This is a genomic window from Mycobacterium arosiense ATCC BAA-1401 = DSM 45069, assembly GCF_002086125.1.
GTDB lineage: Bacteria > Actinomycetota > Actinomycetes > Mycobacteriales > Mycobacteriaceae > Mycobacterium > Mycobacterium arosiense.
Map to the genome: position 1 here is coordinate 1 of NZ_MVHG01000120.1, position 12,948 is coordinate 12,948.

A 12,948-nucleotide genomic window follows, 5' to 3' on the forward strand; every position below is an offset into this window, starting at 1 on the left:
TCCGCATCCCCAAGCGCGCACAAACACATGAGGCAACGAATCCACCCTCGCGCGCATCTTGACGTGAGGCAACACGCGGCGACAACCGGCAGGTGCCTCGCGCCGTCGTCGGCAAAATAAGTGCTACGCTGCCGTGCAGTCGACATCCTTTAACGATCCGTCCGGCGAGGCGGAGAAGGAGGTCAAGTTTCGTATGGGTGCTGCGGGCGACACCGGCTCTGCCGGTTTGAAAGGCAGTGATACCCGGGAGTTGATGTCGGCGGCCGACGTGGGCCGCACCATTTCCCGCATTGCACATCAGATCATCGAAAAGACCGCGCTGGACGGTCCCGACGCACCACGGGTGGTGCTGCTGGGCATCCCGACCCGCGGTGTGATCCTTGCCAAGCGGCTCGCCGCCAACATCGGCGAATTCAGCGGGGTGGAGGTCGGCCACGGCGCCCTGGACATCACCCTCTACCGCGACGACCTGATGCAGAAACCGCCGCGGCCGCTGGAGGCCACCTCGATTCCAGCCGGCGGCATCGACGACGCGCTGGTGATCCTGGTCGACGACGTCCTGTACTCCGGCCGCTCGGTCCGTTCCGCGCTGGACGCGCTGCGCGACGTGGGCCGGCCGCGGGTGGTGCAGCTGGCGGTGCTGGTGGACCGCGGTCACCGCGAACTGCCGCTGCGCGCCGACTACGTGGGCAAGAACGTCCCGACCTCGCGCGCGGAGAGCGTCCACGTGCTGCTGAGGGAGAACGACGGCGAAGACGGGGTGGTGATCTCACGATGACGCGCCACCTGCTGGCCGCCGGTGACCTGACCCGCGACGACGCCACCGCCATCCTCGACGACGCCGACCGGTTCGCCCAGGCGCTGGTGGGCCGCGAGATCAAGAAGCTGCCGACGCTGCGCGGCCGCACCATCGTCACGATGTTCTACGAGAACTCGACCCGCACCCGGGTGTCGTTCGAGGTGGCCGGCAAGTGGATGAGCGCCGACGTGATCAACGTCAGCGCGTCCGGATCGTCGGTGGGCAAGGGGGAGTCGCTGCGCGACACCGCGTTCACGCTGCGCGCCGCCGGCGCGGACGCGCTGATCATCCGGCACCCGGCGTCCGGCGCCGCGCATCTGCTCGCCGACTGGACTTCGGCGGCGAACGCCGCCAGAGACAATGCCGGGCCGTCGGTGATCAACGCCGGCGACGGCACCCACGAGCACCCGACCCAGGCGTTGCTGGACGCGCTCACCATTCGCCAGCGCCTTGGCGGCATCGAAGGCCGTCGCATCGTGATCGTGGGCGACATTTTGCACAGCCGGGTCGCCCGCTCCAACGTCATGCTGCTGGCGACCCTGGGCGCCGAGGTGGTTTTGGTCGCGCCGCCGACGCTGCTGCCGGTCGGTGTCGAGGGCTGGCCGGTCACCGTGTCGAACGACTTCGACGCCGAGCTGCCCGCCGCCGACGCGGTGCTGATGCTGCGGGTGCAGGCCGAGCGGATGAACGGCGGGTTCTTCCCGTCGGTGCGCGAATACTCCTCGCTCTACGGGCTTTCCGATCGCCGCCAGGCGCTGCTGCCCGGCCACGCCGTGGTGTTGCACCCGGGGCCGATGCTGCGCGGCATGGAGATCGCCTCGTCGGTGGCCGACTCGTCGCAATCGGCTGTGCTGCAACAGGTTTCCAACGGGGTGCATGTGCGGATGGCGGTGCTGTTCCATGTGCTGGTCGGCACCGCACTGGCCGGAGAAGAGGGTGCGGCGTGAGCGTGCTGCTGCGCGGGGTGCGGTTGTACGGCGAAGGCGATCGCGTCGACGTGCTGATCGATGACGGCCAGATCGCCGACGTCGGCGCCCGTCTCGCTTTTTCCGACACGGCCGACGTCATCGATGCCACCGGTCAGGTGTTGCTGCCCGGCCTGGTGGACTTACACACCCACCTGCGCGAACCGGGCCGTGAATACGCCGAGGACATCGAGACGGGTTCGGCCGCGGCCGCTTTGGGTGGCTACACCGCGGTGTTCGCGATGGCCAACACCGAGCCGGTCGCCGACAGCCCGGTGGTCACCGACCACGTGTGGCACCGGGGGCAGCAGGTCGGCCTGGTCGACGTGCACCCGGTGGGGGCCGTCACCGTCGGGCTGGCCGGCAAAGAGCTCACCGAGATGGGCATGATGGCGGCCGGGGCCGCGCAGGTTCGGATGTTCTCCGACGATGGCATCTGCGTGCACGACCCGCTGGTGATGCGCCGCGCCCTGGAGTACGCCACCGGGCTGGGCGTGCTCATCGCCCAGCACGCCGAGGAGCCGCGGCTGACCGTCGGCGCCGTCGCCCACGAGGGGCCCACCGCGGCCCGGTTGGGCCTGGCGGGTTGGCCCAGGGCGGCCGAGGAGTCGATCGTGGCCCGTGACGCGCTGCTGGCCCGCGACGCCGGCGCCCGGGTGCACATCTGCCACGCCTCTACCGCGGGCACCGTCGAGATCGTGAAATGGGCCAAAGAGCAAGGGATCTCGATCACCGCCGAGGTCACCCCGCACCACCTGATGCTCGACGACAGCAGGCTGACCAGTTACGACGGGCGAAACCGCGTCAACCCGCCGCTGCGCGAGGAGGCCGACGCGGTGGCATTGCGTCGAGCCCTGGCCGACGGCGTCATCGACTGTGTGGCCACCGATCACGCGCCGCACGCCGAGCACGAGAAGTGCGTTGAGTTCTCCGCGGCGCGCCCCGGCATGCTCGGGCTGCAGACGGCCCTGTCGATCGTGACGCAGACGATGGTCGAGCCCGGGCTGTTGACCTGGCGCGACGTCGCCCGAGTGATGAGTGAAAACCCCGCCCGCATCGTGGGGCTGCCCGACCACGGCCGGCCGCTGGAGGTGGGGGAGCCCGCCAACCTCACGGTGGTGGATCCCACCGCCTCGTGGACCGTCGCCGGATCGGATCTGGCCAGCCGTTCGGCCAACACGCCGTATGAGGCGATGACCCTGCCCGCTACCGTGACCGCCACGCTGCTGCGCGGCAAGGTCACCGCGCGAGACGGGAAGTGTCCGGCATGAATTCGGGCACCCTGGTGGCGTCGCTGATCTTCGCGGCCGTGGTGGTGGTCGTCATCACGGTGGTGATCCAGCTGATGATGCGGACCTGGCATCGCCGTTCGCAGCAACAGGCGGAGCTGATCGGGGCGTTGCCCGAGATCCCGGACCACGTGGGGGCGGCGACCATCAGCACCCGCGGCCACTACTGCGGTTCCATGATGACGCCGGGCTGGCACGAGCGGATCGCGGCCGGCGATCTGGGTTTCCGCAGCAAGGCGGTGCTGACCCGCTACGCCGGGGGCATCATGGTGGAACGCCAACGGGCTCAACCGATTTGGATCCCTCGTGACTCGATCACCGAGATCCGGATGGAGCGCCGAATGACGGGCCGGATCGGCATCCTGGCGATCCGCTGGAGGCTGCCGTCGGGCGTCGAGATCGACACCGGCTTCCGGGCGAACAACCGTGGCGATTACGACGACTGGCTCGAATCCCGGCATGAAGAGGAGCGGCGCTCGTGAATAAGGCGCAATTGGTACTCGAGGACGGCCGCGTCTTCACCGGCACGCCATTCGGCAAGGTTGGTCAAACACTGGGCGAGGCGGTGTTTTCCACCGGCATGTCCGGCTACCAGGAGACGCTGACCGATCCCAGTTATCACCGGCAGATCGTGGTGGCCACCGCGCCGCAGATCGGCAACACCGGCTGGAACGGCGAGGACGCCGAGAGCCGCGGCGACAAGATTTGGGTCGCCGGCTACGCCGTGCGCGACCCGTCGCCGCGCCCGTCCAGTTGGCGGGCCACCGGAACCCTGGAGGACGAACTGGTTCGCCAGCAGATCGTGGGCATCGCCGGCATCGACACCCGCGCGGTGGTGCGGCATCTGCGCACCCGCGGATCGATGAAGGCGGGCGTGTTCTCCGGCGACGCGCTCGCCGACGTGGACGAATTGCTGCGGCGGGTACGAAGCCAGCAGTCGATGCTGGGCGCCGACCTGGCCGGCGAGGTCAGCACGCCCGACACCTACATCGTGGAACCCGAAGGGTCGCCGCGGTTCACGGTGGCCGCGCTGGACCTGGGCATCAAAACGAACACGCCGCGCAACTTCGCCCGCCGCGGCGTGCGCACCCATGTGCTGGCATCCTCGGCGACCTACCAGCAGATCGCCGACATCAAGCCCGACGGGGTGTTCTTGTCCAACGGCCCCGGCGACCCCGCCACCGCCGATTACATCGTCGAGGTCACCCGCGAGGTGCTGGGCGCCGGAATCCCATTGTTCGGCATCTGTTTCGGCAACCAGATCCTGGGCCGGGCGCTGGGCTTGTCCACCTACAAGCTGGTGTTCGGTCACCGCGGCATCAACGTCCCGGTGATCGACCACGCCACCGGGCGGGTGGCGGTCACCGCGCAAAACCACGGCTTCGCGCTCGAGGGCGAGGCCGGCCAGTCCTTCGACACCCCGTTCGGGCAAGCCATAGTCAGCCACACCTGCGCCAATGACGGAGTGGTCGAGGGCGTCAAACTCAAAGACGGGCGCGCGTTCTCGGTGCAGTACCACCCCGAGGCCGCCGCCGGCCCCCACGACGCCGAATACCTCTTCGACAGCTTCATCGAACTGATGGCGGGCCCCCAATGATCGCGAGCGTGCGTGTTTGCACGGCGGCACGCCGTAAATCTCGTACAACTGCGCACTCTCGCGCCGGGCAAGGGGGGCGGTAGTGCCGCGTCGTACCGACCTGCGTCACGTGCTGGTGATCGGCTCCGGGCCGATCGTCATCGGTCAGGCCTGCGAATTCGACTACTCCGGCACGCAGGCCTGCCGGGTGCTGCGGGCCGAGGGCCTGGAAGTCAGCCTGGTGAACTCCAATCCGGCCACCATCATGACCGACCCGGAGTACGCCGACCACACCTACGTCGAGCCGATCACCGCCGCTTTCGTGGAGAAGATCTTCGCCCAGCAGGCGGAGCGCGGCAACAAGATCGACGCGTTGCTGGCCACCCTGGGCGGGCAGACGGCGCTGAACACGGCGGTCGCGCTGTACGAGAACGGGGCGTTGGAGCGTTACGGCGTGGAGCTGATCGGCGCCGACTTCGACGCCATCCAGCGCGGCGAGGACCGGCAGATGTTCAAGGACATCGTCGCCAAGGTCGGCGGTGAATCCGCCCGCAGCCGAGTGTGTTTCACCATGGAAGAGGTCCGCGAGACGGTCTCCGAGCTTGGCCTGCCGGTCGTGGTGCGGCCCAGCTTCACCATGGGTGGCCTGGGATCGGGGATGGCGCGATCCGTCGAGGAGGTCGACCGGATGGCCGGCGCCGGGCTGGCCGAAAGCCCGAGCGCCAACGTGCTGATCGAGGAATCGATCTACGGCTGGAAGGAATTCGAGCTCGAGCTGATGCGCGACGGCAACGACAACGTCGTGGTGGTGTGCTCGATCGAGAACTTCGACCCGATGGGCGTGCACACCGGCGACTCGGTCACCGTCGCGCCGGCGATGACGCTGACCGACCGCGAATACCAGCGGATGCGGGACCTGGGCATCGCGATCCTGCGCGAGGTCGGGGTGGACACCGGCGGCTGCAACATCCAGTTCGCGATCAACCCGAAAGACGGCCGGCTGATCGTCATCGAGATGAATCCGCGGGTGTCGCGATCCAGCGCGCTGGCGTCCAAGGCCACCGGTTTTCCCATCGCCAAGATCGCCGCCAAGCTCGCCATCGGGTACACGCTCGACGAGATCGTCAACGACATCACCAAGGAGACGCCGGCCTGCTTCGAGCCCACCCTGGACTACGTTGTCGTCAAGGCGCCGCGCTTCGCGTTCGAGAAATTCTCCGGCGCCGATCCCACCCTGACCACCACCATGAAGTCTGTCGGCGAGGCAATGTCGTTGGGCCGCAATTTCGTTGAGGCGCTCGGCAAGGTGATGCGGTCGCTGGAGACCACCCGCGCCGGCTTCTGGACCAAACCCGACCCCGACGGCGCCGTTAATGGGGTGCTGACCCGGCTGCGGACGCCCACCGAGGGCCGGCTCTACGACATCGAACTGGCGCTGCGGCTGGGCGCGTCGGTGGAGCAGGTCGCCGAGGCCAGCGGTGTGGACCCGTGGTTCGTCGCGCAGATCGGTGGGCTGATCGAGCTGCGCGCGGAGCTGATCGCCGCCCCGGTGCTCGACGCCGACCTGCTGCGCCGGGGCAAGCACAGCGGGCTGTCGGACCGCCAGATCGCCGCGCTGCGCCCCGAATTGGCCGGCGAGAACGGGGTTCGGTCGCTGCGCGAGCGCCTCGGCGTGCACCCGGTGTACAAGACCGTCGACACCTGCGCGGCCGAGTTCGAGGCGAAGACGCCGTATCACTACAGCAGCTACGAGCTGGACCCCGCCGCCGAGACCGAGGTGGCGCCGCAGACCGAGAAGCCCAAGGTGCTGATCCTCGGGTCGGGCCCCAACCGCATCGGCCAGGGCATCGAATTCGACTACAGCTGCGTGCACGCGGCAACGACGTTGTCCCAGGCCGGTTTTGAGACCGTCATGGTCAACTGCAACCCGGAGACGGTGTCCACCGACTACGACACCGCCGACCGGCTGTACTTCGAGCCGCTGACCTTTGAGGACGTCCTCGAAGTGTTCCGCGCCGAGCAGCGGTCGGCCGGTGACGGCCCGGGTGTGGCCGGGGTGATCGTGCAACTCGGCGGCCAAACCCCGCTCGGGCTGGCGCAGCGCCTCGCCGACGCCGGCGTACCGATCGTCGGCACCCCGCCGGAGGCCATCGACCTGGCCGAGGACCGCGGCGCCTTCGGCGACGTGCTCACCGCGGCCGGTCTGCCCGCGCCGAAGTACGGCACCGCAACCACTTTCGACCAGGCCCGGCGGATCGCCGAAGAGATCGGCTACCCGGTGCTGGTGCGGCCGTCCTATGTGTTGGGCGGCCGGGGCATGGAGATCGTCTACGACGAGGAGACGCTGCGCGACTACATCACCCGCGCCACCGAGCTCTCCCCCGAGCACCCGGTTTTGGTCGACCGCTTTCTCGAAGACGCGGTGGAGATCGACGTCGACGCGCTGTGCGACGGCACCGAGGTGTACATCGGCGGGATCATGGAGCACATCGAGGAGGCCGGCATCCACTCCGGCGACTCGGCGTGCGCCCTGCCGCCGGTGACGTTGGGCCGCAGCGACATCGAGAAGGTACGTCGAGCGACCGAGGCCATCGCGCACGGCATCGGCGTGGTGGGGCTGCTCAACGTGCAGTACGCGCTCAAGGACGACGTGCTCTACGTGCTGGAGGCCAACCCGCGGGCCAGCCGCACGGTGCCGTTCGTGTCCAAGGCCACCGCGATCCCGCTCGCCAAGGCCTGTGCCCGGGTCATGTTGGGCGCCAAAATTTCCCAGCTGCGCGAGGAGGGGTTGCTGGCGGCCTCGGGCGACGGCGCCCACGCGGCGCAGGACGCCCCCATCGCGGTCAAGGAGGCCGTGCTGCCGTTCCACCGGTTCCGCCGGGCCGACGGCTCGGGCATCGATTCGCTGCTGGGCCCGGAGATGAAATCCACCGGCGAGGTGATGGGAATCGACCGCGACTTCGGCAGCGCCTTCGCCAAGAGCCAGACCGCCGCGTACGGGTCGCTGCCGGCCCAGGGCACCATCTTCGTGTCGGTGGCCAACCGCGACAAGCGCTCGCTGGTGTTCCCCGTCAAGCGGCTGGCCGACCTGGGTTTCCGCGTGCTGGCCACCGAGGGGACCGCGGAGATGTTGCGGCGCAACGGCATTCCCTGCGACGAGGTGCGCAAACACTTCGAGGATCCGCAGCCGGGCCGGCCCGCCGAATCGGCGGTGGACGCGATCAAGGCCGGCGAGGTCGACATGGTGATCAACACGCCCTACGGCAATTCCGGGCCACGCATCGACGGCTACGAAATCCGTTCGGCCGCGGTGTCGGTCAATATCCCGTGCGTCACCACGGTGCAGGGCGCCTCGGCCGCCGTCCAGGGCATCGAAGCGGGCATCCGCGGCGACATCGGCGTGCGCAGCTTGCAAGAGCTGCACAGCCAGATCGGCCAGGGCGGCGTGCCCGGCAACGGGGACCGGTGACCGGCTTCGGCGCCCGACTGGCGGCCGCGAAAGCCGAACGCGGGCCGCTGTGCGTGGGCATCGACCCCCATCCCGAGCTGCTGCGCGCCTGGGACCTGCCCACGACCGCCGACGGGCTGGCCGCGTTCTGCGACATCTGCATCGAGGCGTTTTCGGGAGTCGCCGTCGTCAAACCCCAGGTCGCGTTCTTCGAGGCCTATGGCGCCGCCGGATTCGGGGTGCTGGAACGCACCATCGCGGCGTTGCGGTCGGCCGGGGTGCTGGTGGTCGCCGACGCCAAGCGCGGCGACATCGGCACCACGATGGCGGCCTACGCCGCCGCCTGGGCGGGTGATTCGCCGCTGGCCGCCGACGCCGTGACGGCCACGCCGTACCTGGGGTTCGGCTCGCTGCGGCCGCTGCTGGAAGCCGCCGCGGCGCACGACCGCGGGGTGTTCGTGCTGGCGGCCACCTCCAACCCGGAGGGGGCGACCGTGCAGCGCGCCGCCTTCGACGGCCGCACGGTGGCCCAGCTCGTCGTCGACCAGGCGGCGGTGGTGAACCGGTCGGCGACCCCGTCCGGGCCGGGCTACGTCGGCGTGGTCGTCGGCGCGACGGTGTTGCAGGCGCCCGATGTCAGCGCCCTGGGCGGCCCGGTGCTGGTGCCCGGGCTCGGTGCGCAGGGCGGGCGGCCCGAGGCGCTCGCCGGGCTGGGCGGCGCGGAACCCGGGCAATTGCTGCCCGCGGTGGCCCGCGAGGTGCTGCGGGCCGGGCCGGACGTGGCGGAGCTGCGCGCGGCGACCGATCGCATGCTGGATGCGGTCGCCTACCTGGCGGTGTGAGCCGGCTCCGCGGCTAATCCGACGCCACGGCGGTGCTGGGCCGCGCGGTTTCGACGATGACGGTGGTGGCCTTGACGACGGCCACCGCGACGCTGCCGGGGCGCAGCTGCAGTTCCTCGGCGGCCTCGGTGCTCATCAGCGAGACGACGGTGAACGGGCCGCACTGCATCTCGACCTGGGTCATCACCTTGTCGCTGACCACCGACGTGACCAGCCCGACGAAGCGGTTGCGGGCCGAGCTGCCGATGCTGAGCGGATCCGCCGGCGGGGCGGGCGCATTGGTGCGCGAGAAGCGGGCGAGGTCCTCGCTGGCGATCACCTTGCGGCCCGCGGCGTCGTGACTGACCGCCAATGTGCCCTGGTTGATCCAGCGCCGCACGGTGTCGTCGCTGACTCCGAGCAGCTCAGCCGCCTGACGAATTCGCAGGTTGGACACCCCTCGATCGTATCGGATCCCGCACCGTTGTTTAGCTGAAACACCCCCGGGGAGAACGCCAAATCCGCAGGTACGGAAGTAAATTGGTCGTTGATTCTTGGTTGCGGACGCCAGCTGGGTCATCGCTCGGATTCCGCGGATTTCGCACCTGGCCGCACCGAGGCCCGGCGGGCCCCGGCGCACAACTGCCGGGCCGACCGGGGCCCCCGGAGCTCGCCGAGACCGGTGCGCCGGGCCAAACGGCGGTTGGCCTGCGCATTGACCGGTCGGCACGACACGCGCGACACGCCACAACAAATCCGTGATCCCTCGGACCGGGCGTCGCGGCCGCCCGCCGGCGCATTTGCGAACTGCCCGGCCACGTCGTCGCGCGCCGCCGGCTGCGGCTAAAACCGCAGGTAGTGGCCCCGACGGGGAGTTGAACTGCCCGAGAAAGCCGACCCGGCCGACGCCGACAGCGGCGGTCGCCGACGCCGGCGGGAGCGCCGCTGTGGCGCGCCACGCGCCGGTCCATGCTGGGAGTTTGTCCCCATAAGCAGGGGGTCGGGTTAGATTTCGTCAGAAGGCCTGAGTACGGTCGTCTCCGCTGGCAGAAGTACCGGCGAGACAAAAAGCGATCGATTGAAATTGATTGATCAGATACGGAGGAATCGTGGCCCTTCCCCAGTTGACCGACGAGCAGCGCGCGGCCGCGTTGGAGAAGGCGGCTGCCGCACGTCGAGCGCGAGCAGAGCTCAAAGACCGCTTGAAGCGTGGCGGCACCAACCTGACCCAGGTGCTCAAGGACGCCGAGACCGACGAAGTCCTGGGCAAGATGAAGGTTTCCGCGCTGCTCGAGGCGTTGCCGAAGGTGGGCAAGGTCAAGGCGCAGGAAATCATGACTGAGTTGGAGATCGCCCCCACCCGCCGCCTGCGCGGTCTCGGCGATCGTCAGCGCAAGGCCCTGCTGGAAAAGTTCGGCTCCTAACCCGCCCGCCGACGATGCAGGCCGCATGGCCTGAGGAGAAGGCGGGCAATCCGACCCGAGCCGTGGGCGCACCCCCCGAGGAGCGCCTGTGAGCGCTGGCGGGGGACCGGACGTCCAGCACGGGACACGTCCTGAACCATCAGGTAACGGACGTGTGGTCGTGCTGTCCGGTCCCTCCGCGGTGGGCAAGTCGACGGTGGTCCGATGCCTGCGCGAGCGGGTTCCGGACCTGCATTTTTCCGTCTCGGCCACGACGCGGGCGCCGCGGCCCGGCGAGGTTGACGGCGTCGACTATCACTTCGTCAGCCCGGCCCGCTTCCAGCAGCTGATCGACGAGGGTGCGCTGCTGGAGTGGGCCGAAATCCATTCGGGTCTGCACCGATCGGGCACCCTGGCCGAGCCGGTCCGGACCGCCACGGCACGCGGGTTTCCGGTGCTCATCGAGGTCGACCTGGCCGGGGCCCGGGCCGTCAAGAAGGCGATGCCGGAGGCGATCGCGGTCTTTCTCGCGCCGCCCAGCTGGGAGGATCTCGAGGCCAGGCTCACCGGCCGCGGCACCGAGACACCGGAGGTCATGGCGCGCCGGCTCGAGACCGCCCGCATCGAAATGGCGGCCCAAAACGACTTCGACCGGGTGGTCGTGAACAGCGAATTGGAGACAGCGTGCTCCGAATTGGTATCCTTGCTGGTGGGAACTGCGCCGGACCGGCCTGACCCGTCTGGCCAGACCACTAGCCGGACCACATCCCAGCACGATTGAGCACCGAATTTTTCTACAACTTTGCAGCGGCGACGAGCCGCTCCAATCCGCCAGGAGATTGACCTAAGTGAGTATTTCGCAGTCCGATGCGGCTTTGGCCGCCGTCCCCGACCGGTTCGATCCGTCCGCCGGGGGACAGGGCGCCTACGACACCCCGCTGGGCATCACCAACCCGCCCATCGATGAGCTGCTGGACCGCGTCTCGAGCAAGTACGCGCTGGTGATCTACGCCGCCAAGCGGGCCCGTCAGATCAACGATTACTACAACCAGCTCGGCGAGGGCATCCTCGAATACGTGGGTCCGCTGGTCGAGCCGGGGCTGCAGGAAAAGCCGCTGTCGATCGCGATGCGCGAGATCCACGGCGACCTGCTCGAGCACACCGAGGGCGAGTAACCGGGCCGGGTCGGGCGCGTAGTGGACAACCGCGATCGGGTCGCGAAAAACGTCATCGTCGGCGTCTCCGGCGGGATCGCCGCCTACAAGGCGTGCACCGTCGTTCGGCAGCTCGCCGAGGCCGGTCATTCGGTCCGCGTCATCCCGACCGAGTCCGCGCTGCGCTTCGTCGGCGCTGCGACGTTCGAGGCGCTCTCCGGCCAGCCGGTGCACACCGGCGTCTTCTCCGACGTGCCGGAGGTTCCGCATGTCCAGCTTGGCAAGCAGGCCGACCTGGTCGTGGTGGCGCCCGCCACGGCGGATTTGCTGGCCAGGGCCGTCCACGGCCGTGCCGATGATCTGCTGACCGCCACCCTGCTCACCGCGCGATGTCCGGTGCTGTTCGCCCCCGCGATGCACACCGAGATGTGGTTGCACCCGGCCACCGTCGACAACGTCGCCACGCTGCGCCGCCGGGGAGCGGTCGTGCTCGAACCGGCCGCCGGGCGCCTCACCGGGACGGACAGCGGGTCCGGCCGACTGCCCGAAGCCGAGGAGATCACCACCCTGGCGCACCTGTTGCTCGACCGCCACGACGCGCTGCCCTATGACCTGGCCGGCTGCAAGATGCTGGTCACCGCCGGTGGCACCCGGGAAGCGGTCGATCCGGTGCGCTTCATCGGCAACCGCAGCTCCGGCAAGCAGGGCTACGCGGTGGCGCGGGTGGCCGCCCAGCGCGGCGCCGAGGTCAGGCTGATCGCCGGGCACACCGCCGGGCTGATCGACCCCGCCGGGGTCGAGGTGGTACACGTCAGCTCGGCCGAGCAACTGGGCGACGCCGTGGCCAAACACGCGGCCGAGGCCGACGTGCTGGTGATGGCCGCCGCGGTGGCCGACTTCCGTCCGGCCCGGGTTGCGGCCGCCAAGATCAAAAAAGGTGTCGAGGGGCCGCCGACCATCGAGTTGGTCCGCAACGACGACGTGCTGGCCGGTGTGGTGCGGGCGCGGGCCAACGGCGAGCTGCCCAACATGCGCGCCATCGTGGGGTTCGCCGCCGAGACCGGTGACGCCAACGGCGACGTGCTGTTCCACGCCCGGGCGAAGCTGCGCAACAAGGGTTGCGATCTGTTGGTCGTCAACGCGGTGGGCGACGGCCGGGCCTTCGAGGTGGACAACAACGACGGCTGGCTGCTGGCGGCCGACGGCACCGAGTCGGCGCTGCAGCACGGCTCCAAGACGCTGATGGCCAGTCGTATCGTGGATGCGATCGCCGCGTTCCTGCACGGGGGCGGCGGGTAGAACGGTCGAGTTGTTCTCGGCACCGGGGCAGGTGCTGGCCGGGCCGACGCCAGCCGATATAATTCGGCTAACTAACTAATCGGAAGGATTGGCATTGTGAGCGAAAAGGGTCGCCTGTTTACCAGTGAGTCGGTGACTGAGGGGCATCCCGACAAGATCTGTGATGCGATCAGCGACTCCGTTCTTGATGCCCT

13 protein-coding genes are annotated in these 12,948 nt (G+C 69.1%); 12 read left to right on the forward strand and 1 reads right to left on the reverse strand.

Annotated features, from left to right (window positions below):
• Positions 1–193 precede the first annotated feature (193 nt).
• The 7 genes from pyrR to pyrF all read left to right on the forward strand — a co-directional run bounded on the left by pyrR (position 194) and on the right by pyrF (position 8,919).
• On the forward strand, positions 194–778 hold the full coding sequence (gene pyrR / locus BST14_RS26005) for a bifunctional pyr operon transcriptional regulator/uracil phosphoribosyltransferase PyrR (protein WP_083067187.1): 585 nt from the start codon (positions 194–196) through the stop codon (positions 776–778).
• Positions 775–1,746 (forward strand): aspartate carbamoyltransferase catalytic subunit, encoded by a 972-nt coding sequence (locus tag BST14_RS26010; RefSeq protein WP_083067178.1) that lies wholly within the window; start codon positions 775–777, stop codon positions 1,744–1,746. Before pyrR ends, BST14_RS26010 begins: the two co-directional genes overlap by 4 nt.
• Complete coding sequence (locus BST14_RS26015) at positions 1,743–3,035, forward strand: dihydroorotase (protein WP_083067179.1); 1,293 nt, start codon at positions 1,743–1,745, stop codon at positions 3,033–3,035. The genes BST14_RS26010 and BST14_RS26015 overlap by 4 nt, the downstream gene beginning before the upstream one ends.
• Positions 3,032–3,535: a PH-like domain-containing protein gene (locus tag BST14_RS26020; RefSeq protein ID WP_083067180.1), complete on the forward strand. Its 504-nt coding sequence runs from the start codon at positions 3,032–3,034 to the stop codon at positions 3,533–3,535. Before BST14_RS26015 ends, BST14_RS26020 begins: the two co-directional genes overlap by 4 nt.
• The gene (gene carA, locus BST14_RS26025) at positions 3,532–4,650 is read left to right on the forward strand and encodes a glutamine-hydrolyzing carbamoyl-phosphate synthase small subunit (RefSeq protein WP_083067181.1); all 1,119 of its coding nucleotides are present in this window, start codon (positions 3,532–3,534) and stop codon (positions 4,648–4,650) included. Before BST14_RS26020 ends, carA begins: the two co-directional genes overlap by 4 nt.
• A gap of 82 nt (positions 4,651–4,732) precedes the next feature.
• Positions 4,733–8,098, forward strand: a complete 3,366-nt coding sequence (gene carB, locus BST14_RS26030; protein ID WP_083067182.1) for a carbamoyl-phosphate synthase large subunit — start codon at positions 4,733–4,735, stop codon at positions 8,096–8,098.
• Entirely contained in the window at positions 8,095–8,919 is an 825-nt protein-coding gene (gene pyrF, locus BST14_RS26035; protein WP_083067183.1) for an orotidine-5'-phosphate decarboxylase, read from the forward strand. Before carB ends, pyrF begins: the two co-directional genes overlap by 4 nt.
• Positions 8,920–8,932: 13 nt before the next feature.
• Here pyrF and BST14_RS26040 read toward each other — a convergent pair whose 3' ends face one another.
• Positions 8,933–9,355, reverse strand: coding sequence for a TOBE domain-containing protein (locus BST14_RS26040; RefSeq protein WP_066861659.1), 423 nt, complete (start codon positions 9,353–9,355; stop codon positions 8,933–8,935).
• Positions 9,356–10,007: 652 nt separating this feature from the next.
• Here BST14_RS26040 and mihF point away from each other — a divergent pair.
• The 5 genes from mihF to BST14_RS26065 all read left to right on the forward strand — a co-directional run.
• A complete protein-coding gene (gene mihF, locus BST14_RS26045) occupies positions 10,008–10,322 on the forward strand; it encodes an integration host factor, actinobacterial type (protein ID WP_007171927.1) in 315 nt (104 codons plus the stop codon).
• An 88-nt stretch (positions 10,323–10,410) separates the two neighbouring features.
• Entirely contained in the window at positions 10,411–11,082 is a 672-nt protein-coding gene (gene gmk / locus BST14_RS26050) for a guanylate kinase (RefSeq protein WP_142279618.1), read from the forward strand.
• A gap of 67 nt (positions 11,083–11,149) precedes the next feature.
• On the forward strand, positions 11,150–11,476 hold the full coding sequence (gene rpoZ, locus BST14_RS26055) for a DNA-directed RNA polymerase subunit omega (RefSeq protein WP_083067185.1): 327 nt from the start codon (positions 11,150–11,152) through the stop codon (positions 11,474–11,476).
• A gap of 21 nt (positions 11,477–11,497) precedes the next feature.
• On the forward strand, positions 11,498–12,754 hold the full coding sequence (gene coaBC, locus BST14_RS26060; protein ID WP_083067186.1) for a bifunctional phosphopantothenoylcysteine decarboxylase/phosphopantothenate--cysteine ligase CoaBC: 1,257 nt from the start codon (positions 11,498–11,500) through the stop codon (positions 12,752–12,754).
• A 96-nt stretch (positions 12,755–12,850) separates the two neighbouring features.
• On the forward strand, positions 12,851–12,948 hold a 98-nt coding region (locus BST14_RS26065; protein WP_142279619.1), incomplete at its 3' end, for an S-adenosylmethionine synthetase N-terminal domain-containing protein.

Excerpts from the sequence above, each read along its gene's own strand:
- BST14_RS26020 (WP_083067180.1), top strand. The coding sequence starts at position 3,032 with ATGAATTCGGGCACCCTGGTGGCGTCGCTGATCTTCGCGGCCGTGGTG.
- BST14_RS26010 (WP_083067178.1), top strand. The coding sequence starts at position 775 with ATGACGCGCCACCTGCTGGCCGCCGGTGACCTGACCCGCGACGACGCC.
- pyrR (WP_083067187.1), top strand. The coding sequence starts at position 194 with ATGGGTGCTGCGGGCGACACCGGCTCTGCCGGTTTGAAAGGCAGTGAT.